19 protein-coding genes are annotated in these 22,910 nt (G+C 68.3%); 9 read left to right on the top strand and 10 right to left on the bottom strand.

Annotated elements, in window-relative coordinates; genetic code table 11:
• Nucleotides 1–7: 7 nt before the first annotated feature.
• Nucleotides 8–391 carry a YidH family protein gene (locus SCNU_RS11735; RefSeq protein WP_009679594.1) on the bottom strand — a complete coding sequence of 128 codons (384 nt, stop codon included), beginning with the start codon at nt 389–391 and terminating at the stop codon, nt 8–10.
• A 15-nt stretch (nt 392–406) separates the two neighbouring features.
• Nucleotides 407–931: a DUF1697 domain-containing protein gene (locus SCNU_RS11730; RefSeq protein ID WP_009679593.1), complete on the bottom strand. Its 525-nt coding sequence runs from the start codon at nt 929–931 to the stop codon at nt 407–409.
• Between the two features lie 32 nt (nt 932–963).
• Here SCNU_RS11730 and rnhA point away from each other — a divergent pair, with 32 nt between their 5' ends.
• Nucleotides 964–1,425: a ribonuclease HI gene (gene rnhA / locus SCNU_RS11725; protein ID WP_040518268.1), complete on the top strand. Its 462-nt coding sequence runs from the start codon at nt 964–966 to the stop codon at nt 1,423–1,425.
• 320 nt (nt 1,426–1,745) lie between these two features.
• On the opposite strand, the gene SCNU_RS11720 is transcribed toward rnhA, so the two are convergent.
• The 6 genes from SCNU_RS11720 to SCNU_RS11695 all read right to left on the bottom strand — a co-directional run bounded on the left by SCNU_RS11720 (nt 1,746) and on the right by SCNU_RS11695 (nt 10,605).
• On the bottom strand, nt 1,746–3,674 hold the full coding sequence (locus tag SCNU_RS11720) for an ABC transporter ATP-binding protein (RefSeq protein WP_009679591.1): 1,929 nt from the start codon (nt 3,672–3,674) through the stop codon (nt 1,746–1,748).
• Entirely contained in the window at nt 3,671–5,404 is a 1,734-nt protein-coding gene (locus SCNU_RS11715) for an ABC transporter ATP-binding protein (protein ID WP_009679590.1), read from the bottom strand. Before SCNU_RS11715 ends, SCNU_RS11720 begins: the two co-directional genes overlap by 4 nt.
• Nucleotides 5,405–5,611: 207 nt before the next feature.
• Nucleotides 5,612–6,409 (bottom strand): family 1 encapsulin nanocompartment shell protein, encoded by a 798-nt coding sequence (locus SCNU_RS11710; protein WP_009679589.1) that lies wholly within the window; start codon nt 6,407–6,409, stop codon nt 5,612–5,614.
• A 46-nt stretch (nt 6,410–6,455) separates the two neighbouring features.
• On the bottom strand, nt 6,456–7,463 hold the full coding sequence (locus SCNU_RS11705) for a Dyp-type peroxidase (RefSeq protein WP_009679588.1): 1,008 nt from the start codon (nt 7,461–7,463) through the stop codon (nt 6,456–6,458).
• Nucleotides 7,464–7,596: 133 nt separating this feature from the next.
• On the bottom strand, nt 7,597–8,553 hold the full coding sequence (locus tag SCNU_RS11700; protein WP_009679587.1) for an alpha/beta hydrolase: 957 nt from the start codon (nt 8,551–8,553) through the stop codon (nt 7,597–7,599).
• Between the two features lie 279 nt (nt 8,554–8,832).
• The gene (locus tag SCNU_RS11695) at nt 8,833–10,605 is read right to left on the bottom strand and encodes a long-chain-acyl-CoA synthetase (RefSeq protein WP_009679586.1); all 1,773 of its coding nucleotides are present in this window, start codon (nt 10,603–10,605) and stop codon (nt 8,833–8,835) included.
• Nucleotides 10,606–10,806: 201 nt separating this feature from the next.
• Between SCNU_RS11695 and SCNU_RS11690 the strand changes: the two genes are divergently transcribed.
• The gene (locus SCNU_RS11690) at nt 10,807–12,489 is read left to right on the top strand and encodes an FAD-binding dehydrogenase (protein ID WP_009679585.1); all 1,683 of its coding nucleotides are present in this window, start codon (nt 10,807–10,809) and stop codon (nt 12,487–12,489) included.
• 406 nt (nt 12,490–12,895) lie between these two features.
• Here the strand turns inward: SCNU_RS11690 and pgfA are convergent, their stop codons facing one another.
• The gene (gene pgfA / locus SCNU_RS11685; protein ID WP_009679584.1) at nt 12,896–14,437 is read right to left on the bottom strand and encodes a cell envelope lipid trafficking protein PgfA; all 1,542 of its coding nucleotides are present in this window, start codon (nt 14,435–14,437) and stop codon (nt 12,896–12,898) included.
• A 30-nt stretch (nt 14,438–14,467) separates the two neighbouring features.
• Nucleotides 14,468–15,868, bottom strand: coding sequence for an ABC1 kinase family protein (locus SCNU_RS11680; protein WP_009679583.1), 1,401 nt, complete (start codon nt 15,866–15,868; stop codon nt 14,468–14,470).
• A 165-nt stretch (nt 15,869–16,033) separates the two neighbouring features.
• Here SCNU_RS11680 and nadB point away from each other — a divergent pair, with 165 nt between their 5' ends.
• The 7 genes from nadB to SCNU_RS11650 all read left to right on the top strand — a co-directional run bounded on the left by nadB (nt 16,034) and on the right by SCNU_RS11650 (nt 22,835).
• Nucleotides 16,034–17,662, top strand: coding sequence for an L-aspartate oxidase (gene nadB / locus SCNU_RS11675; protein WP_009679582.1), 1,629 nt, complete (start codon nt 16,034–16,036; stop codon nt 17,660–17,662).
• Between the two features lie 37 nt (nt 17,663–17,699).
• Nucleotides 17,700–18,980, top strand: a complete 1,281-nt coding sequence (locus SCNU_RS20625; protein WP_009679581.1) for a hypothetical protein — start codon at nt 17,700–17,702, stop codon at nt 18,978–18,980.
• Between the two features lie 161 nt (nt 18,981–19,141).
• Nucleotides 19,142–19,462, top strand: coding sequence for a metal-sensitive transcriptional regulator (locus SCNU_RS11665; protein WP_009679580.1), 321 nt, complete (start codon nt 19,142–19,144; stop codon nt 19,460–19,462).
• Nucleotides 19,463–19,520: 58 nt separating this feature from the next.
• Nucleotides 19,521–19,727, top strand: a complete 207-nt coding sequence (locus SCNU_RS11660; RefSeq protein ID WP_009679579.1) for a heavy-metal-associated domain-containing protein — start codon at nt 19,521–19,523, stop codon at nt 19,725–19,727.
• Nucleotides 19,724–19,891, top strand: a complete 168-nt coding sequence (locus SCNU_RS20620; protein WP_175284100.1) for a hypothetical protein — start codon at nt 19,724–19,726, stop codon at nt 19,889–19,891. Before SCNU_RS11660 ends, SCNU_RS20620 begins: the two co-directional genes overlap by 4 nt.
• Nucleotides 19,891–22,146, top strand: a complete 2,256-nt coding sequence (locus tag SCNU_RS11655) for a heavy metal translocating P-type ATPase (protein ID WP_009679577.1) — start codon at nt 19,891–19,893, stop codon at nt 22,144–22,146. Before SCNU_RS20620 ends, SCNU_RS11655 begins: the two co-directional genes overlap by 1 nt.
• A gap of 200 nt (nt 22,147–22,346) precedes the next feature.
• A complete protein-coding gene (locus SCNU_RS11650; RefSeq protein ID WP_009679576.1) occupies nt 22,347–22,835 on the top strand; it encodes a ferritin in 489 nt (162 codons plus the stop codon).
• Nucleotides 22,836–22,910: the final 75 nt, after the last annotated feature.

The following is a 22,910-nucleotide window of genomic DNA, read 5'->3' as shown; positions in this document are numbered from 1 at the left end:
CGCCTGCTCAGCCGAAGACGACGAACCCGACAGCGAGCACGACCATGGCGATGGTGACCGCCCAGACCGCGGCGGGCCCGGGCATCTTGCCGCCGTTCTCCAGGATGTGAGTCACCTTCTGCCAGCGCCAGGCGCCGATCAGGGCCGTCGCCGATCCGAGAACGACGAGGGCCACCCCGAGGGATATGCGTGCACCGCTCGCGTTGAAGTCACCGACCACGTGGATGACGGCCACGCCTGCCGCGATCAGGCCGAGCGCTGTCCGCAGCCAGGCCAGCATGGTGCGTTCGGCAGCGAGGGTGAACCGCGCATCGGCGGCACCGGGTGGAACCTCGTCGGGCGGAGTCGGCTTCGGCGGCGGGGTGGACGAGGCGGGGTCGTTGTCGGTCATCGCGGTGTCGACTCCTCACTCGGCCAATTCGATGAGTTTCGCGGTGGTCCGAAGATTGCGTCCGGTCCCGGTGACCCCGAGACCCTTCGCAATTCCTGCCGCCGTGATCTTGGTGGTCCCGGCGCCCGCCGGATAGTCGATGTGCAGGTCGCGCCCGATCACCTGAAGTCTCTCACCGTTCCCGAAGTCTCGTGAACAGAAATCGGATGCGGCTTCGGCGCTCGGCTCGCCGGTCAGGAAGTAGATGTGGCCGCTCGGCGCCTCGCCGAACGGATAGTCGGTCAGGGCCTGGGACAGTTCGGCCGGTGTCCGGCTGATGACCTCCCGGAAGTACCCGAACTCGTCGGAGATCGCCTGCTCGAGGGCACGATCGAAGGCGTCCGGATCGTCCGGCGGTGTGCACAGCAGGTTGCCCGACGCGATGTAGGTGCTGACGTCGGCGGCGCCGAGCTCTGCGGCGATCTCGCGCAGTCGTGCCATCGGGAGCTTCGCGCCTCCGACGTTCACCGCGCGGATCAAGACGACGCGGCCAGCGGTCATGGATATCTCCTCACCCGGTAGCGTTGGACGTCATGAGCGACGCCGGAACCACTTCGAAGGTAGTGGAGATCTCGACTGATGGTGCGTGCCTGGGAAACCCGGGTCCCGGCGGCTGGGGTGCGGTTCTCCGATACGGGGACGTGGAGAAGGAGATCTCCGGCAGCGAGGCCGACACCACCAACAATCGGATGGAGCTCACGGCGGCCATCGAGGCGCTCCGGGCGTTGACGCGACCGTCGACGGTGATCCTCTACACCGACTCCAGCTACGTGCGGAACGGCATCACGAAGTGGGTCGCGGGCTGGCAGCGCAACGGCTGGAAGACCGCGAGCAAGCAGCCCGTCAAGAACGCCGACCTGTGGCAGGACCTGATCGCCGCCGAAGACGTCCACACTGTGGAGTGGCGCTGGGTGAAGGGCCATGCGGGCGACAAGTACAACGAGATCGCCGACACCCTGGCCACGAGCGCGGCGAGGAAGCTGCGGGACGGGTGAGGGCTGAATCCCTGAGCTGGGTGTAGTTCCCAGGGACGTTGTGAGCCGCGCGGCGTGGTTGTCCGTAGCGTCCCCGTGACGGCACTTGCTGGACAATAGGCCACGAGCCGCGGCCACGGGGACGCTCAGGTCAATGGGAGACACGGGGCGTCGTCTGTAAGGAGGGTCCGGCTCCCGTCACGCAAGAGCTGTGAGCCGCCCCCAGGTTGGTCGAGCAGCCCGCGAACGGAGTGAGCGAGCGTGTCGAGACAGCGTGCGGGGTCTCGATGACGCCGCGGCGCTGCGCGCCTGCGGATACTCGACCGCCTGGCTGCCGGGAATCACACCGGCGCGTCGACATCCTCGATCGGCGCCGAGAACTGCGCGTTGTAGAGGCGGAAGTAGGCGCCCCGACGTTCCAGGAGGGTGTCGTGGTCGCCCTGCTCGACGATGTGCCCGTCCTCCATCACGACGATGAGATCCGCATTGCGGATCGTCGAGAGGCGGTGGGCGATCACGAAACTGGTGCGGTCCTTGCGGAGATTCGCCATCGCCTTGCCGATCAGCAGCTCGGTGCGGGTGTCGACCGAGCTGGTCGCCTCGTCGAGGATCAGGATCGTCGGCTTCGCTAGGAAGGCGCGGGCGATCGTGATGAGCTGTCGCTCGCCGGCGCTGACGCCGCCGCCCTCGTCGTCGATGATCGTGTCGTAGCCCTCGGGGAGGGTGCGGACGAAGTGGTCGACGTGGCTGATCCAGGCCGCCTCCATCACGTCCTCGCGACTCGCGGTCGGGTCGCCGTAGGCGATGTTCTCGTAGATGGTCCCGCCGAACAGCCAGGAGTCCTGGAGCACCATCCCGGTGCGTTCGCGCAGGTCGTCCCGCGTCATCTCGGACGCGTCGACGCCGTCGACGAAGATCGCGCCCTCGTCCAGCTCGTAGAACCGCATGATCAGGTTCACGAGCGTCGTCTTACCTGCACCGGTGGGGCCGACGATGGCGATCATGTCGCCCGGCTCGGCCTCGAGCGACAGATTCTCGATCAGCGGGCGGTCCTCGGTGTAGCGGAACGAGACGTCGTCGAAGACGATGTGGCCCCTGTCGACCGCGGGCTTCTTCGGGGAGGCCGGGTCGGGCTGCTCCTCGTCCTCGTCGAGCACGTCGAAGATCCGCTCGGCGGAGGCGACACCGCTCTGCATGAGGTTGAACATCGAGCCGATCTGAGTGAGCGGCTGCGTGAACTGGCGTGAGTACTGAATGAACGCCTGCACCTCGCCCAGACTGAGCTGACCCGACGCGACCCGCAGACCGCCGACGACCGCCACTGCGACGTAGTTGAGGTTGCCCAGGAACATGATCGTCGGCATCACGATGCCGGAGATGAACTGAGCCCGCCACGACGACGAGAACAGCTTCTCGTTGCGGTCGTCGAACTCGGTCTGGACCTCGGCACGACGACCGAACGCGGTCACCAGCTCGTGTCCGGTGAAAGCCTCTTCGATCTGGGCGTTGAGCGCACCGGTGGAGGTCCACTGGCTGATGAAATGGGGTTTCGATCGTTTGGCGATCATCGCCGTCGCGATCGCCGCGATCGGGACCGTCGCCAGCGCGATCAGCGAGAGCAGCGGCGAGATGGTGAGCATCATGATCAGGATCGCGACGACCATCAGCAGCGAGTTCAGCAGCTGGCTGATCGTCTGCTGCAGTGACTGCGACAGATTGTCCAGGTCGTTGGTGACACGGCTGAGCAGGTCGCCGCGTGCCGATGCGTCGTAGAACGACAGCGGCAGACGGTGGATCTTGTCCTCGACCTGACCGCGGAGTTTCGTCACGGTGCCGACGACGACCTTGTTGAGCAGGTATGCGCCGAGCCAGCCGAGGACTGCCGAGGCCACGTACAGGATCAGCACGGTCGCCAGGATCCGTCCGACCGCACCGAAGTCGACGCCCTGGCCGGGGATCACGTTCATCGACGAGACCATGTCGGCGTAGGTGCCGTCGCCCTTCGCTCGCAGCCCTTCGACGGCCTGCTCCTTGGTGATCCCCGACGGCAGGCGGGCACCGACGACGCCGGCGAACAGCTCGTCGGTCGCGTCGCCGAGAACGCGGGGCGCGTATGCGGTGAGGGCCACGGAGCCGACGATCGATCCGACGACCACCGTCATCTTCCCGCGATGGTCGCCCAGTTGGGCGACGAGTCGCTTCAGCGACGGCTTGAACGACTTCGCCTTCTCCAGCGTGGGAGCGGCTCCGGGAGGTCCGCCGCGCGTCATGCGCCTGCTCCGATCGAGAGTTGGGATTCGGCGATCTCCGCGTAGGTCGGACACGACTCCAGAAGATCGGAGTGCGTCCCGAGCCCGACGACGGTGCCGCGGTCGAGGACCACGATCTGATCGGCCGAGGTGATGGTGGAGATGCGCTGTGCGACGACGACCATCGCGGCATCGCGCGTGGCCGGGACCAGCGCCTCGCGCAGCCGGGAGTCGGTCGTCAGATCGAGTGCGGAGAACGAGTCGTCGAACAGGTACACCGACGGTTTGCGGATCAGGGCCCGGGCGATCGCCAGGCGCTGACGTTGCCCGCCGGACACGGTGGTGCCGCCCTGGGCGATCGGTGTCTGCAGGCCGTCCGGCATCGCTCGGACGAAGTCTGCCGCCTGGGCGATGGTCAGCGCCTCCCACATCTGCTCTTCGGTGGCGTCGGGATCGCCGTGGCGCAGGTTGCTGGCGATGGTTCCCGAGAACAGGTAGGGACGCTGCGGCACCAGTCCGTAGTGCTGTCGGAGCAGATCGGGGTCGGCATCGCGCAGGTCGATGTCGCCGATCTTGATCGAGCCGCCGGTCACGTCGAGCATGCGGGGCAGCAGATTGATCAGGGTGGTCTTGCCCGAGCCGGTGGATCCGACGATCGCCGTGGTGGTGCCGGGAGCGGTCTCGAACGAGATCCCGCTGAGCACCGGCTCGTCGGCGCCGGGGTAGCGGAACTCGACGTCGTCGAGCGTGAGGACCGCGGGATCGCCGACGATCGGCTGCGGATTAGCCGGCGCGGTCACGGTCGTCTCGGTGTCGAGGACCTCGCAGATGCGGTCGGCGCAGACGCCTGCGCGAGGAGCCATCATCGCTAGGAACGACGCCATCATGACCGACATCATGATCTGCATGACATAGCTGATCATCGCCGTGAGCGCGCCGATCTCCACCGACCCGTCGTCGACGGCGTGCGAGCCGAACCAGAGCACGGCCACGAGCGTCAGGTTGGTGATCAGCATGACGGCCGGGAACATCAGCGCCATCATCCGGCCGACGCGGAGCGACGACTCGGCCAGATCGTCGTTCGCCTTGCCGAAACGCTCGGCCTCATGGCGTTCTCGGACGAATGCCCGCACCACGCGGATGCCGGTCACCTGCTCCCGCATGATGCGGTTCACGTGATCGATGCGAGTCTGCATCGCGCGGAATCCCGGGATCATGCGGGAGATGATCAGGCCCATCACCAGGCCCAGAATCGGCACCGCGATCACCAGCACCCACGAGATCGGCGCCGCGACGCGCACACCCATCACGATGCCGCCGATGCCCATGATCGGCGCGGTGACGAGGATCGACATCGCCATCACCGCGAGCAGCTGAACCTGTTGGACGTCGTTGGTGGTCCGGGTGATCAGCGACGGCGCGCCGAACTCGCCCACCTCGCGCGTCGAGAAGTCGTTGACCCGGTGCAGTAGGTCGTGCCGGATGTCACGCCCGCCGCCGAGAGCGGCCTGCGCGCCGAAGTACATCGCGGCGACAGAGCAGATGATCTGCGCGAACGAGACCAGCAGCATCCAGCCACCGGTGGACAGGATGTAGCCAGTGTCGCCGTTCGCGACACCGATGTCGATGATGTCCGCGTTGAGTGTGGGCAGGTACAGCATCGCGGCGGTCGCCACCAGCTGGAGGCAGACCACCGCGGCGACGGCACCGCGGTAACGGAGGACGTATGTCCGCAGTAGGCGTGTGAGCACGTGTCCACATTACGTGCGGGGTGTGACACGCGCGACGGAGATTCGGCGGCGAACCTCCGCCCGGAGCGGGGGGAGCGCTGCTCGATCGTTCAGATGACGCCGAGGACTCCCGCGACGAGGCCTACCTGCCCGCCTCACCGCCGCCTGACCGACGCCGAAACAACGCCGGTCAGGGGCGGGCGGCCGCCCGTCGTCCGTCGGCTGACACTAGGTCAGCACTACCGCGGCTTCGGGCGTGTACGTGAGGTAGGTGAAGGACTCGAAGAAGTAGAGGTTCACCGAGTCGGCGTCGTGCGAGTCGTAGCCGATCGACACGTCCTGGCCGATCGACAACTCGAAGTCGCCGCCCCGGGTGCTCAGCAGAACCCCGCTTGAGACGGCAGGCGCCCAGACGATCTCGCCGTCGACGAGGATGCGGCGCAGATGGTCGCGCACCGGGTTGCCGTGGTCGGACGTCTCATTGACCTGCGTGTAGTGATCGGCGGAGAGGGCGAGGGAGTACGGGCCGTCGACGGAGGCGAGCCGCAACTTGCTGATCGCCTGGCTGATGGCCTCGGGGTAGTCGCGCACGTCGTCGGGCAGGGCGATTGAGTTGACCCCCGACTCGCGTGCGATACCGGTGATCTGGGCGGCCTGGTAGCCCTCGAAGATCGCGCGGTCCTCGGCCAGCGCCAGCTCGCGCGCCGCGCGGACCACGGGGTCCCAGTCGGAATCGGAGGCACCGCGGTCGACGTTGTCGATCGCCTCGCGGGTCACGGTGAACGGCACCTTCAACTCGACGAGCGGCTGCGTGTGTCGGAGGAACGCCTGAATGCCGTCGGACGGCGAGTCGATCTTGGTGCGGTGCCCGCGGGTGACGGAGTCGGTGTCGAGGCCGAGCGGTCCCTTCACGTCGACGAGCCGCCGACCCGCGATGTTCCGCTTGAACGAGCGTGAGGCCTCCTCTTCGATCTCCGCCCAGGCGGCGGAGGAGATCGGAGCGAGTTCGCGGTGCAGGTTGTTCATCTTCGATTCCTAACTCGTGATGTCGTGCGGTCGTCGTGCCGAGAAGTTATCTGAGTGATCCGATGCCCAGGGAGCCGTCGCCGGGCGCGGCTTCGGGGGCAGGCGAATCTGCGGACCCGGGTTCGGGAGCAGCGGGCGGATCCTGGAGGAAGTCGGCGGTCGGCGCGAAGAACTGCGCGCCGGTGACCGCCGTCGTGAAGTCGAGCAGGCGGTCGTAGTTGCCTTCGGGTTCGCCGATGAACATGTGGCGGAGCATCTCTTCGCTGACGTCCGGGGCGCTCGAGTAGGCGATGTAGAACGTGCCCTTCTCGCCGCTGCCCGAGATGTCGCCGTACGGCATGTTGTCGCGCACCACATCGATCTCCTCGCCGTCGTCGTCGGTGACGACGTTGAGCGCGATGTGTGAGTTGATCGGCTTCGTTGCGTCGTCCATCTCGATGTTCTCGAGCTTGGTGCGGCCGATGGCGTTCTCCTGGTCTTCGACCTTCAACGCGTCCCATGCCCCGAGGTCGGTGACGTAGCGCTGCACCACGACGTAACTGCCGCCCACGAAGTCGGGGTCCTCGTCGCCGACCGTGATGGTGTCGATCGCGTCCTGCCCGGTCGGGTTCTCGGTGCCGTCGACGAATCCGATGATGTCGCGGAGGTCGAAGTAGCGGAAGCCGTGCACCTCGTCGACGGTGGTGACGGAGCCGCCCAGCAGCGCCGTCCAGCGGTGCCCGACCTCGAAGCACAGGTCTGCCCGGTCGGCCTTGATGTGGAGCAGGAGGTCGCCGGGCGTCGCGGGCGCGGTGTGGACCGCGCCGACGAGCTCGGTGAACGGCCGCAGTGACGCCGGCCGCGGCCCGGAGTAGAGCCGATCCCACGCAGCCGAGCCGATTCCGGCGACCGCGGTCAGCGCCGCCTCCGGCGCCCGCGACCCGACCGCCGTGACCAGCCCGGGGAGCTCGCCCAGGGCGTCACGAACCGCGTCCTCGCCGCCGTCGTTGATCGTCAGGACGAGGAAGACGGCCGCCGAGGTCTTACGAGTGAGGATTGTCTGAGGCGTTGGCACGATCTCAGCCTAGCCCGACGATCGGACATCTTTCGGACGAGAAGCCAGGTGCGCCGCGGAGACTCGCATTCGCAGAACGCCGAAGGCCGGCACCCGAACGGGGTGCCGGCCTTCGAAGTCTGCGGTCAGGCGATCAGAAGAACGCCGGGCGGAAGGTGGTCGCCCACGACTGCTTGAAGCGGTCCTGCCAGTAGTCCCACCAGTGCGCGCCGTCGGGGCTGATGTGGGTGGTGAGGCGGACGCCGGGCACAGTGGCCATGCGTGCGATGTACAGCTGCGAGCTGGTCGATGCGGCGACCTCGAGCGGCACCATCTGCGCGAACTTCATCGGGTTGAAGTTGGCGCTGCCCGGGGTCAGGCTCGAGTCGTACTTGCTGCCGACGCCGGTGCCCGACGAGACGTACACGTAGTGGCCGGCGAGGTTGCCCGCCGACAGGAACGGATCGTTGGCGAACCACTCACCGGCGGGGTAGAAGCCCCACATGTTGTTGGGGTTGCCGCCCATCTCGGCCACCGAGGCCTGGATGCCCTGGGTGAAGCCCGGCATGGTGACGGTCGGGTAGCCGCTGTACGACGCGACGGCCTTGTAGAAGTTCGGGTGACGCGACGCCAGGTTCAGGGCCGCGGTGCCCGACATCGACAGACCGGCGATGCCGTTGCGGCGGTTGTCGCTGTTGTGGCGCTTCTTCATGTACGCGGGCAGCTCACGCGTCAGGAAGGTCTCCCACTTGTTGACGCCGAGCTTCGGGTCGCGCTGCTCCCAGTCCGTGTAGAAGCTGCCGCCGCCGCCGAACGGGATCGCGACGTTGGTGCCCTTGCCGACCATCCAGCTGTCGACGCGGGTGTTCTGCAGCCATCCGCTGGTGTTGTTCGGGGCGCGCAGGCCGTCGAGCAGGTAGAGCGTCGGCTTGGGGCCACTGCCGCCGCCGTCGACGATGCGAACCGGCACATTGCGGTGCATCGCGTTCGAGTAGACGTACTCGGTGGTGCCTGCGGCCTGAGCCTGCGGCGTGACGGTGACTGCGGTGCCGACGAGGGTCGCCAGTGCGGCGACCGCGATCGTCAAGCGCTTGCCAACGCTCTTACGCATATGAATCCTTCGTGTGTTCGGTCGCGGGGCGCGACTGGTCCAGTCATCGGGCCGGACGCAGGCGGAGCCTGATCGCGACCCGCGGGCCGATCGGCCCGATGTACCGCGGGCCGATCGACCCGCGCTACCCCCGCACGAGTGGTGAGATTAACGGACTCGGGCCGCCGCCGCAAAGGCAAGCGGGGGATTTCCTGCTGGTCGTGGCCGTTTTGGAACCTGTTTGCGGCGGTCAGGTCACAAATCGGTAAACCGAGATCCGCTGTGCGGGTCGGGTCCGGATCAGGCCATCGGGACGTAGCCGTCGTCGGTCAACTCGTACACCGGATCCTGACCGACGTCGCCGTAGCCCTCCTCTCGCAGGGCCACTCGCTGGTTCTTGAAGGTCGACGTCCGCGCCAGCTCCGAAACCACCCGCAGATACAGCGGGACGGCGTAGTGCGGCAGTCGTGCGCGCAGTTCCGCCGCGAGTGCGGCGGCGTCGAACCCGTCCTCGACGACGATCGCGGCCATCCCCGCACGACCGTCGGCGCCCGGCACCCGGACGCCGTAGACCACCGATTCGACGATCCCCGGCGCCCCATTGAGGGTGGCCTCCACCTCGGTGGTCGCCACATTCTCGCCCTTCCACCGGAAGGTGTCGCCGAGCCGGTCGACGAAGGCGATGTGCCGGAACCCGAGTTCGGTGACCAGGTCGCCGGTGTTGAAGTACGAGTCCCCGTCCTTGAACGCGTCGCGGACGATCTTCTTCTCGGTCGCGGCAGGGTCGGTGTAGCCGTCGATCCGGGCGAGCGGGCTGATCTTGCCGAGAAGCAGCCCGGGGCGGCCCTTCTCGACCCTCGTGACGCGGCCGTCGGCTCCGCGAATCGGCAGGCCGGAATCCTCGTCGGCCGCCACCACGACGTACGGCAGCGGACAGAAGCCGACGGTCTTCCGCTGATCGAGGATGTTGACGAAGCCGATGTTCGACTCGCTGGCCGCGTAGAACTCGACGATCCGTTCGATTCCGAAGCGGTCGACGAACTCGTCCCAGATCTCCGGACGCAGCCCGTTGCCCGCCGCGAGCCGGATGGAGTGCGCGCGGTCGGTGGGCTTCGGGGGCTGGGCGAGCAGGTAGCGGCACAGTTCGCCGATGTAGCAGAACGCCGTCGCCTCGTTCTCGATCGCCTCGTCCCAGAATCTGCTGGCCGAGAACTTCGGGCTCACCGCCAGACACGCCCCCGCCGCGACCGCTGTCGCGACACACACCGTCAGCGCGTTGTTGTGATAGAAGGGCAGCGTCACGAACAGCACGTCGTCGGGCCGCAGGCGCAGACCCATCGAGAAGCCGTTCATCGCCACCTGCCAACGTCCGTGGCTCATCACGCTCGCCTTGGGCCAGCCGGTGGTCCCAGAGGTGAAGATGTAGTACGCGGGATCGCTCGCACGGACCTCGTCGGCGGCGGCCGGGTTCGCTTCGGCGGTCGGGTCGGCCGCGGTGAGCGCGGCACCCTCGGCGTCCATCGCCGCCAGTCCGATCGGCTCGGTCTCGACGTCGCCCAGGCCGGCCAGGAGTTCGCCGCACTCGTCGTCGTGGATCACCACCAGCGGCGCGCCGTCGCGATTCGCGTCGACGAGCACGCCGAAGCTGTGGTTCAGGGCGTCGCCGGGCTGGTTGTAGTTCACCATCCCGGTCACCGCGCCGAGCTTCACGATCGCCAGCATCGCGATCACGCATTCGGGGCTGTTGTGCGCCATCACCGCGACCACGTCGCCACGGCGCACGCCGTGCGCGGCCAGGACTGCGGCCCAGCGGTTGGCCCGTCGATTGCACTCGCCGTAGCTGTGCACCACTTGTCCGGTGCGGAGGAACAGACTGTCTGGATGCCGAGCGGCCGCGTCGGCGAACGCCTTGCCCACGCTCCACTTGCGATGCTCGTTGACGTGGATCAACGACGGTCGCTGGCGGGCCAGCAGGGGGACGTCGCGCAGCAGGCCGAGTACGCCGCGTGCCATCGACGACCAGGTGACGGGAGTCGCGGCGGTCGGGTGGGCGGTCGCGGTGGATGCGGTCACGGTGCCTCCTGAGATGGTTCGTTGGTTGCGTCTCAAGTATCGGGCGGCGCCGTCGTCGTCGCTGGGAGTTGGCCGAGCACGTCGATCCACGATTCGGCGGCGGGACTTCCGCCACCTCTGCGGCCGGGGTACGCACGGGTAGTGTCGGAGCCGACGGCCCTGTGCGATGGGCCACAGGACTTCGCGGAGAGGTTGGTCGGGGTGTCGGAGCAAGCGCAGGCGGCGGACGCCATCGTTGTGGGCTCGGGACTGGCGGGACTGGTCGCCACCTATGAGCTGACCCAGGCGGGACGCACAGTGATCGTCGTCGATCAGGAGAACCGGCAGAACCTCGGCGGTCAGGCGTTCTGGTCGCTCGGTGGTCTCTTCCTCGTCGACAGTCCGGAGCAGCGGCGGCTCGGCGTCAAGGACTCGCCGGAGCTCGCGCTGCAGGACTGGATGGGGTCGGCGGGATTCGACCGCGACGACGAGGACTACTGGCCGCGTCAGTGGGCGCGCGCCTACGTCGAGTTCGCGTCGACCATCAAGCGGCAGTACCTGCACGACCTCGGACTTCGGTTCACGCCGGTGGTCGGCTGGGCCGAGCGCGGTGGCGGGTTCGCCGACGGTCACGGCAACTCGGTGCCGCGATTCCACCTCACCTGGGGGACCGGACCGGAGGTGGTCCGGATCTTCGCCGAGCCGGTGCTCGAAGCGGAGAAGCGCGGGCTCGTCACATTCGCCTTCCGCCGCCGCGTCGATGAGCTGGTCGTGGAGGACGGGACGGTCGTCGGCGTGCGCGGCCGGGTCCTGGAGCCGACCGACGCCGAGCGCGGTGTGCCGACCTCGCGAACGGAGGTCAAGGACTTCGAGCTTCGCGCCGGCGCAGTCGTCGTGACCTCGGGCGGAATCGGGCACAACCACGATCTGGTGCGCGAGAACTGGCCCACGGAGCGCCTCGGGCCCGCTCCGGAGTTCATGATCGCCGGTGTGCCGGACTACGTCGACGGCCGGATGCTCGGGATCACCGAGGCCGCGGGCGGCAACATCGTGAACCGCGACCGGATGTGGCACTACACCGAGGGCATCCAGAACTGGAATCCGATCTGGTCCGACCACGCCATCCGCATCATCCCCGGGCCGTCGTCGCTGTGGCTCGACGCGAACGGCAATCGGCTGCCCGCGCCCAACTTTCCCGGCTTCGACACCAACGCCACGATGAAGGCGATCCTCGACACCGGCTACGACTACTCGTGGTTCGTGCTCACGAAGTCGATCATCGAGAAGGAGTTCGCGCTCTCCGGCTCAGAGCAGAACCCCGACATCACCGAGAAGTCTCTGAAGACCGCGGCCAAGAGCAGGCTGGCCAAGGGGATGCCGGGGCCGGTGGAGGCGTTCACGAAGCATGGCGTCGACTTCGTGGTGCGCGACAACCTCGCCGATCTGGTCGCCGGGATGAACGAGATCGGCCGCGGCGGTCACGTCGACCTGCAGACGCTGGAGCGGTTGATCTCCGCGCGCGATTCGCAGGTGGACAACGCCTACAGCAAGGACGCCCAGATGATGGCGGTCCACAATGCGCGGAACTATCTGGGAGACAAGGTGGTCCGCGTCGCGAAGCCGCACCGGCTGCTCGACCCCGAACACGGTCCGCTGATCGCCGTGCGGCTCAACATCCTCACCCGCAAGACGCTCGGCGGGCTGGAGACCAACCTCGACTCCCAGGTGATGCGCCCCGACGGCAGTGCCTTCGACGGCCTGTACGCCGCGGGTGAGGTCGCCGGCTTCGGCGGCGGTGGCGTGCACGGATACAACGCGCTCGAGGGAACCTTCCTCGGCGGCTGCATCTTCTCCGGCCGCGCCGCGGGCCGCGCCGTCGCACGACGGTCGCGCACGACCGGCTGACGGGGTCTGCCCTTCCGCTGGTTGGTCCCCCGTTGGTTGAGCGGGGTGGAGTCGTCCCCTTCCGCTCGTTGAGCCGGGGGCGTCCCCTTCCGTTGGTTGAGCGAGCGGAGCGAGTCGAAACCTGGGTGGCGCGGGCTGGGTCTCGGCTGCGACCCGGCCCGTGTCGCGGGGTTTCGACTCGTCCTTCGCTGCGCTCCGGACGGCTCAACCAGCGTGGGGTGGGGTGGGGTGGTCGCCTCCGTTGGTTGAGCGGGGGCGTCTCCCCCCCGTTGGTTGAGCGAGCGGAGCGAGTCGAAACCGATGTCGCACGAGCTGGGTCTCAGCTGTGATCCGGCCCGTGTCGCGGGGTTTCGACTCGTCCTTCGCTGCGCTCCGGACGGCTCAACCGGCGGGCCAGCGCCGATCGTCAGCGCTCGTGACGGCCGGGGTGCTCCTCGTCGTCGGGGTCCTGCCGATACTGCTCGACGTCGGGCATCGGGCGGGTCGGATCGGCGTACGGGTACGGGTACCCGGACGGCTGCTCGTCCGACTGCGGAATCGGCCCGAAGCCGTCGGCCGGGGCGCTGAAGGCCTCCGTCTGTGAGGTGTCCATCGGTGACGTGAGCGGATCGTAGGCGGGAATGGCCTGCGTCGACGACTCGTCCGGGGTAGCCGGCAGCACCGTGGTGTCATCCGCCGCGTACTGCCCGTAGGGCGCGGCGACCGGTCCCGGGATCACCGTGGTCTGCTCCTCGGGGGTCGCCGCCTCGGAACCGCCGTCGCCGTCCGGGGTCGGCTCTCCGGCGAGGCCGTCGTCGGTGGGCTCGCCGCCGCGCTTCCGGCCGAACCAGACGAGCAGCGCCCAGGCGAGCAGCAGCAGGACGCCGAGGACGCCGAGGATGATGGGCACGATGGTGCCGCCCCAGCGGAGCTGGTTCAGGTATCCCTGCGCACGATCGGCCTGCTGCGAGACGGTCGCGTCCGACCACTTGAAGCGGCCCTTCAGTGCATCCATCCGGAAGTCGCGGACGGCCGCGGGCGAGTCCGCGCTGTCGTCGGGCGACTTGAAGTACTGCTCCTGATCCTCTTCGCCGTAGATGATCGTGCCGGTGGTCGGCTCGACGTACACGTTGCGCGTGGCCTTGGCGTAGCGGTGCATCGTGATGACGTCGTTCGGCTTCACACCCCGGCCCTTGATGCCCCACCACTTGGCGGGCATGTCGAGCATGGTGCCGAGCGAGGCGTCGCCCTGCGGATCGGGGAGGTTCGAGAGGTCGGTCTCGGGCACGTCGGCGACGAAGTGATACGTCTTGACACCGTCGATCGTCTTCTCTTCGACGAACTTCGCGGTCGCGTCCTGCCGCGTGGTGGTGTCGTAGTAGTAGTAATCGCGCTTCTGCACGTCGAAGCCGAACTTGTACTGGAAGCCCTTGCGGTCCTCCAGCTTCACCGAGGCCTCTTCAACTGTTCCGCCCTCGGGGATCGGCTCCACCTGGAGTTCGCTGACGTTGCCGTTCGGCGCCGAGGTCTCACGATTGACCGACACGCGGTCGACGGTGGCGTTGAGCAGCGCGTCGTCGCACTTGCGATCGGCGTCGCTGGACGCCATCGTGAGGTCGCGCTCCTTACCGGAGGAATCACGCACGCGGTCGATCTGGACGGTCTGGCCGGACTGGAGCGTCGCCTGATTCTTGTCGGACGGATCGACGATGACCGACCGGCGCTGCTGCGTCAGATTGGCGTCGAGCGTCGCCGCCTTGGACTTGGTGAGCGAGCATCGGTCGAAGATGGTGGCGGGGAAGCGGTCGCCCGCGTCGCCGTCGGCCGAGACGGTGCTCGCGACTGACGTGATGTCGAGGTCGAGCGGCACCACCTTCAGCTTCGGCACCAGGTAGGTGGGGATGGCGATGGCCGCGACGATGCACGCGACGCCGAGGAAGGCAAGCAATGCCAGCGCGGCACGTTTCATATCCTTCTCGTCTCCTCTGTATCTTCTCGATCAGCGTGTGGTCGGTCGGTTCGTCGTGCCGGACGCCGGTGTGCGAGCGCGGCGGTCGCGTTCGGCTTCCTTCATGATTCCGGCCATGTAGCCGTAGATCTCGCGATCGGAGATCGCCTTCCAGCGCGGAGCCAGCAGCTTCATGTATTTCTCTACATACAACAGTTGTTTGCCGACGAGCACCAATTCTCGGGGAAGTCGCGCGTCGTGGGCTTTCGCGACGGCCGCCAGCTGACGTCCGAGGTCGGTGTACGACATCGCGGCCATCTCGGTGGTCGACAGGGGCGCGGTCACCCTCTGCAGATCGGCGGCGCCCTTCGACGTCGACCCGGGATTGTGCACGGCTCCGAGCAGGAAGATCGCCCGCCCGGCTGAGTCGTAGTCCTGCTTGACGACGAGGTCGACCACCAGCTGACGCAGAATCCGCCGCGTCCGAGCGTCGAAGCGGCCGACGATGCCGAAGTCGAGCATCACCAGCTTTCCGTCCGCGTCCACCAGAACGTTGCCCGCGTGCAGATCGCCGTGGAAGAGTCCGCCGTGGAACGCCGAGTCGAGCAGGGACAGCAGCAGATTGCGGCACAGCGTCTCGCCGTCGTGTCCGGCGGCCCGCACGGCGCGGACGTCGTCGATCCGGGTGGCGTAGATGCGTTCCATGGTGAGTACGCGCGCGGTGGTGAGGTCGTCGTACACCGCAGGTACGCGGACCCGGTCGCCGAACGGGCCCGGCTGGAGGCAGTCGAACCATTCGGCCATGGTCGCAGCCTCATTGCGGAAGTCGAGTTCGGAGTCGAGGCCGTCGGCGAAGTCCTGCACGACGTGGCGGGCGCTGAGCATCCGCCCGTATTCGGACATCTCGATCAGACCGGCGAGCCGCTCCAGGATCGCGACGTCGGGGGCGAGCCGGTCGGCGATGCCGGGCCGCTGGATCTTGACCACGACCTCCTCGCCGCTCTTCAACGTGGCGGTGTGCACCTGCGCGATGGAGGCGGAGGCGATCGGCTCCATGTCGAACTCGGCGAAGACGTCCTCGGGCTGGGCGCCGAGATCTTCGACGAACACCCGGCGGACGGCTTCGGCGTCGGCCGGCCGCACCTGGTCGAGCAGCGTCGCGAACTCGTCGGCCATGGTCGTGCCGAAGACGCCGGGGCTGGACGCGATCAACTGGCCGAGCTTCACGTAGGTGGGGCCGAGGTGCTCGAACGTCCGCCGCACCTCGTGCGCGACCGTCGCGGTACCCGGGCGTCGGCCGCGTGCGAGTCCGGCGACGGAATCGGCGACCAGACGACCGACTCCGAAGGCCGCGTGTCCGGCGGTCGTGGTGAATCGGGTGACCTCGGTGACCGCGGAGACGCCGGGCAGCCGATGGCGGGCCGGCGCGCTGGGCGCTTCCTGGTTGGTCATCACAATCAGCCAAGTGTAGTGGGCGAACAGGATTCGACCACGCTGCTCGCGCCGCCGGGGTGGTGGTGCCCTCGCGGCGAACCCGGGGTAGTGCTCCGGCTCACGTCGGCGTACGCTCGGCACCACGTTTTCGATTGTCAGTCGATAACTCGGCGGGAGTGAAGCATGAGCGAGCAGATCCACGTCGACCTGGTGGTGGTCGGCGCAGGCGTCGCCGGTCTGACGGCTGCGCTCGTGGCGGCGAGCCACGGGCTGTCGGTCACGGTGCTGACGAAGGGCTGGGCCTGGGCGCCGCCCGGCGCGGAGCACTCGACGTCCACGTTCTACGCGCAGGGCGGGATCGCCGTCGTGGATCCCGGCGACGTCGACGACTCGGTGGCGCTGCATCTGTCGGACACCCTCGCTGCGGGCGCCGGCCTCACGGATCCGGTTGCGACGGAACCGATTCTGGCCGCCGGCTGGGAGGCGGTCGACCAGTTGGTCCGCTGGGGAGCCGAGTTCGACATCGACGCGGCGGGCCGGTTCCTGCGGACCCGTGAGGGCGGGCACAGCGTCCGCCGGATCATCCACGCCGGCGGCGACGCGACCGGCGCGCGCGTGCAGGAGGCACTCGCCGCCGCCGTCGCGCAGTCATCGGTCCGGGTGATCGACCACGCGACCGTCACGCAGATCCTCACCGCCGGCGGTCGTGCCGCCGGGCTGGAGTACGTCCGGTCCGGCGTCCGTGCTGCGCTGTGGGCGTCGTCGGTGCTCCTCGCGACGGGTGGACTCGGTCACGTCTACTCGGCGACCACGAATCCGTCGGGATCCACCGGCGACGGCATCGCGCTCGCGCTGCGCGCCGGCGCCGAGGTGGCGGACCTGGAGTTCGTGCAGTTCCACCCGACGATGCTGTACGTGCCCGGAGCCCGCGGTCGGCGGACGCTGGTCAGTGAAGCGGTTCGCGGCGAGGGCGGCGTGCTCGTCGACGCCGACGGCCGGTCGGTCACCGCCGGCGTCCATCCGCTGGGCGACCTCGCTCCGCGGGACGTCGTCGCGCGGGCGGTGACCGCGGCGATGCGGCGCACCGGCTCGCCGCATGTCTGGCTCGACATCTCGGCGATCGACGACTTCGAGGGACGATTCCCGACCGTGACCGCCGGAGTCCGGGCATCGGGCCTGGACATCGTGGGCGAGCGGCTGCCGGTGGTCCCAGGTGCGCACTACCTGTGCGGCGGAGTGGTGACCGACGGTGGCGCCCGCACGAGTGTTCCGGGACTGCTGGCCGCAGGCGAGGTGGCCCGTACCGGCCTGCACGGTGGGAATAGGCTCGCGTCGAACAGCCTGCTCGAAGGCCTGGTGATGGGCGGAGTGGCGGCGCGGTCCGCCGCGGCCCTCGCGCATACGGCGCCGTCGTATCCGGAGGTGCCTGCGTTGACCGCGCTCCCGGCGTGCGATCGCACCGTGCTGCAGGACGCCATGTCGGGGGCGGCGGCACTGGACCGGACGGCGGAGGGGCTCACTCGACTGGCGGCGCTGCTGGACGCCGCGCCGATGCGCGCCCTCGACACGGTCGCGGACATCGAAGACGCGAATCTGACTCTCACGGCCCGGGCGGTGGTCGCGGCCGCTCTCGCTCGCGAGGAGTCGCGCGGGTGCCATTATCGGGCCGACTTCCCGTGGGCCGCTCGGCAAGCCGCGCCGCGGCGATTCTGTCGTGCGGACGACCGACTTGTGGAAGTGGCGGCGTTGGGGATGGCGACAGTTCGTGCCGGGGACGCTGGGCCTATGGTCAGTGTCGGGGGCGCTCCGTAGACTCGTCGCAGAAAGACTCACGGGAAGGTGTTGTGCAATGCGCGGTGGTGGTTGCTGGTCCTCGATCGTCGCCACCCTGGATGAACGTGCCTCGCTCCGCCTGACACCCGCGCACGACTGGCTGGTCGCCTGCGTTCTGCCCGCCGGGCATGCCGGCGTGCACGGCTCCGACGGTGCTCAGAATCATTCCGGTCGTCGTCAGTGGCTCCTGTGGGACGACTACGCGCGCGGCGCCCAGAATCTGGCGAACGAGTTCGAATGCCCGGCGCAGGCGCTCGACGGTGCGCCGTGCCTGTTCTTCGCCGGTCACGGCGGTCCGCACCGGTACGCGGCACCGCTCGGTCGGGACTTCCCGGCGAGCGAGGACACCGGGGCTCGGCCTCCGTCGGGTCCTGACCGCGGTCGTCACCAGACGCCTCCGGTGAGCCCGGCGGAGCCTCGGCGCGCCGCGGGTCCGCAGACGGGGCCGCCGCACCAGGCCCGGTCGCCGCTCGATTCCGCGCCGCCGCCGGCCTGGGCGGTGCGAGCCGGTCTGGCGAGTGCGGCGCAGCCGCAACGTCCGGCGGAACAGCGGCCGACCGCCGAGCCGTCGCCTCAGCTCCCGCCGCCGCTTCCGCCGGAGAACAGTGGTTTGACGGTGTCGGCGCTCGACGATCTCTTCGCGGGCATGCCCAGCCTCAAGAATCTGCCACAGACCGACCTGCTCGCCTTCCCGGAGAGCAGTTTCCACCCGGCGGCCCCCGCGTGGCCGCAGTCGCCGGGCGATTATGTCGCCGAGCATCACCCCGCCGGTTTCGCCGAACAGGAGACCGTGGTCTCCGGTCCGTCGCGTTTCGAGCCGGTGATCGACGTCGAGCCGGTCGAGATGCCGCAGGCGCCGGAGCCGAAGCGCGGTCGTCGCAGGAAGGACCGCGACGAGCCCGTCACCGAGGTGACTGTCGGTGAGGAAGCGGTCGAGCCCGCGGTCAGACGCAGTCGCCATCGTGCGGCGGAGGAGCCTGCCGATGCGGATGCGGCGGCCGAGGTGGTCGTCGATCGCTCGATGCTTCAGGTCCGACCGGGTGCCGCGGCCGTGCTGACGACACCGATGGTCGAGGTGATCTCGTCGAGCTGGGATCCGGTGCGGATGGGCGTCCCGATGGCGCGCCGCCCGCTGCCCGGCAGCACCGATGTCTGGTCGGTCACCGCTGTCGTCGAGGATGTGGCCGCGCACGTGCGCTCACTTCCCGAGGCGCGTGACGACGGAGAGGTCTCGGCTGCGCTGCACGACGTCGCGAAGTCGCTCGGACGGCTCGCCGACGTGCTGAAGCCGCGCTGACCCGGCGCCTGTTCCGCTTCCGGGACCGCCCGTCTCATCTCTCGAACCCCGCTGGTCCCCAGACGTGTCCAGAGCTGATACCCCTAGGGGGTAGACGTAATGCAGAATGAGGTGTAGAACTGTAATCAAGATACCCAATGGGGGTATCGAAGGGAGTCGGGATGACCACCGATGACGCGGCGACCGCCCACGGTCACGCAGGCCATGGATATCTGCCGGAGAAGGACAAGTTCATCCGTCGGCTCAAGCTGATCGAGGGTCAGGCCCGCGGTCTGCAGCGAATGGTGGACGAGGAGGCCTACTGCATCGACATCCTCACGCAGGTGTCGGCGATGACCAAGGCCCTCGAGTCCGTCGGCCTCGGCCTGCTGCACGAGCACATGAACCACTGCGTGGTCGAAGCCGCCCGCGAAAGCGATGCCGCCGCGGAGGCCAAGGTCGATGAGGCCATGAAGGCCATCACCCGGCTCGTCAAGTCCTGACCGGACCTCCCGAACCCCGCTGATCGACAACCACTGATCGAAACCTAGGAGCGAAACCATGAGCGCCACCACCACCGTCACCGTCACCGGAATGACCTGCGGGCACTGCGCCGCGTCGGTCCGCGAGGAGATCTCGGAACTGGCTGGCGTCCAGCAGGTGGATGTCGATGTCGCCAGCGGTCGCGTGGACATCACCAGCGACGCTCCGCTCGATCCGGCCGCCGTCGGCGCAGCTGTCGCCGAAGCCGGCTACCGGGTCCAGTGACCGCGCCGTCGAGGCCGGGCGTGCGGATCGCCGCATTCGCCGCCGGCCTCGCGGTCGTCTTCGGAGCGACGTTCGGCATCGGCCGGGCCGTCGGACCGTGGGACACCGATCCGCAACCGTCGCACGGCACCGTGATGCAGCACGATCAGGAGGGAATGCACTGATGACACAGTCGATCACCGTCGATCGGGAACTCGACCTCGAACTCATCGGGATGACGTGTGCCTCGTGCGCCAACCGGATCGAACGCAAACTGAACAAGCTCGACGGTGTGACGGCGACGGTCAACTACGCGACCGAGCAGGCCCACGTCGAATACGACGCCGACGTCACCGCCGACGATCTGATCGAGGCGGTTCGGGCCGCCGGGTACGACGCGTCGCCGGTCCGGCAGGTCACCGCAGCTGCGGGACCTGCCGACGAGGACCTGCGGCCGTCGCGCGCCGAGACCGAGCTCTCCGCGCTGCGGCACCGGCTGATCGTGTCCGCCGTCCTCACCGTTCCGGTGATCGCGCTGGCGATGGTGCCTGCCTGGCAGTTCACCTACTGGCAGTGGCTGTCGCTGACCCTCGCCGCCCCGGTCGTGGTGTGGGGCGCGCTGCCGTTCCATCGGGCGGCCCTCGCGGGCGCCCGGCACGGCACCACCACGATGGACACCCTCGTCTCGGTCGGCACGCTCGCCGCCTTCGGATGGTCGGTCTACGCTCTCTTCTGGGGCGACGCCGGTGTGCCGGGCATGACGCACGGGTTCGACCTGATCGCCTCACGCGGCGACGGCTCGTCGAACATCTACCTCGAAGCGGCCGCGGGCGTGACCACGTTCCTGCTGGCCGGCCGATACTTCGAGAAGCGGGCCAAGCTCCGCGCCGGAGACGCATTGCGTGCGCTGGCCGAGGTGGGCGCCAAGGACGTGACGGTGCTGCGCGACGGCCGTGAGATCACTGTTCCGATCGGCGAGCTGAAGGTCGACGAGCGCTTCGTCGTCCGTCCCGGAGAGAAGATCGCGACCGACGGTCGAGTGGTCGCGGGAGCCTCCGCGGTCGATCAGTCGATGCTCACCGGCGAGTCGATCCCGGTGGAGGTCGCCGTGGGCGACAAGGTGGTCGGCGGCACCGTCAACGCCCACGGTCGACTCGAAGTGCAGGCGTCGGCGATCGGGGCGGATACCGCGCTGTCGCACATGGCGAAGATGGTCGCCGATGCGCAGGCCGGCAAAGCGCAGGTGCAGCGGCTCGCGGACCGAATCTCGGCGTACTTCGTCCCGGTGGTCATCGCGATCGCGGTCGGCGTCCTCGGATTCTGGCTCGGCGTCGGCGGCGGCGTCACGCTGGCGCTCACCGCTGCGGTGTCGGTGCTCGTGATCGCCTGCCCGTGCGCGCTCGGACTGGCGACGCCGACCGCGCTGATGGTCGGCACCGGGCGCGGCGCGCAACTGGGCATCCTGCTGAAGGGACCGGAGGTGCTGGAGTCGACCCGGCGTGTGGACACCGTGGTGCTCGACAAGACCGGCACCGTCACCACCGGTGAGATGGCCGTCCGCGACGTCATCACCGCCGACGGTGTCGAAGAGGCGGATCTGCTGGCGCGGGCCGCCGCCGTCGAAGCGAACTCGGAGCACCCCATCGGGCGTGCGGTGGTCCGGCGTGCTGCGGATCTCGGTATCGACCTTCCGGGGACCGGCGACTTCCGCAATCTCGCGGGAGCCGGTGTCACGGCGTTCATCGACGGACTGCGCGTCACCGTCACCGGGCCGCGAGACGTTCCCGTCCCGCTCGACGAGGCGATGCGTGAGAAGATCGCCGCGGCCTCGGCGGAAGGCGCGACGCCCGTCGTGGTGACCTACCTCGACGCGGTGGCCGGCGTCATCGTCGTGGCCGACACGGTCAAACCCACGTCTGCGGCGGCGATCGCCGAACTCAAGCGAATGGGTCTGCGACCGGTCCTGCTGACCGGCGACAACGACGGCGCGGCGCGGCACGTCGCGGAACAGGTCGGCATCCACGAGGTGATCGCCGACGTCACCCCGGACGGCAAGGTCGACGAGGTGAGGCGGTTGCAGGACTCCGGCCGCGTGGTCGCGATGGTCGGCGACGGCGTCAACGACGCGGCCGCCCTCGCCTCCGCCGACCTCGGGCTGGCGATGGGCACCGGTACCGACGTGGCGATCGAGGCCGGGGATCTGACGCTGGTCAGTGGTGACCTCTGGGCGGTGGTCGACGCCATCGCGCTGTCGCGCAAGACGCTCGCCACCATCAAGGGGAATCTGTTCTGGGCGTTCGCCTACAACGTTGCGGCGCTGCCGCTGGCGGCGGCCGCCCTGCTGAACCCGATGATGGCCGGTCTCGCGATGGCCTTCTCGTCGGTGTTCGTGGTCGCGAATAGTCTCCGGCTGCGTCGATTCCGGTCGCGCCGGAGCTGACGCGCCGATGGCCGATCAGCGGGTAGGAGAGGAAGTGCTGAATGCCAATCGACGGACACTCTATTACTTAGGTATCCCATACCTGAATTGATTTCGGTAACCCTTTCCTCGCTGGTCAGAATTGGTTTTTCTGCTTACGGTGGAGACATCGCGGCGAAGACATCGCCGGTGAATTCATATACAGGGGAGTGGATATGAAAATGAATGAGGAACTCGAAGTCGAGTTCGGCAAGCAGATCACCCGTGAATTCGAATCCGCGATGCTCTACCGTCAGTTGGCTGTGGAACTGGAGTTGCGCGACCTGCCCGGAATGGCGTCGTGGATGCGCAATCACTCCTCGGAAGAGCTCGGCCACGCGGACCGGCTCGTGCAGCACATGACCAACCGCGAGAATCGCCCGGTCATCGGCGACATCGCCATCCCCTCGATCAAGGCCGACACCGTCACCGAGATCTTCGAGATCGCGCTGGACGCCGAGAAGGACATCTCGGAGGCGATCCGCGCGCTGTACCGACTGGCGCAGGAACAGGGCGACATCGACTCGCGTCCGACCATCGACTGGTTCGTGTCCGAGCAGATCGAGGAGGAGGCCACGGTCAGCGAGATCGTCGGCCGTCTGCACCTGGTCAACGAGGACGGCTCCGGCCTCCTTCGGATGGACGCCGAACTGGCATCGGCGGGAGCGTAGAGAGCCCCCGCGCACGACCGCATCACGGTCCGGCACCCGGAAGCGGGTGGCCGGACCGTGATGCGTTTCGGCTAG

The sequence above is a fragment of the Gordonia neofelifaecis NRRL B-59395 genome (assembly GCF_000192435.1).
Classification (GTDB): Bacteria; Actinomycetota; Actinomycetes; order Mycobacteriales; family Mycobacteriaceae; genus Gordonia; species Gordonia neofelifaecis.
This window is presented reverse-complemented; position numbering and strand designations above follow the sequence as displayed.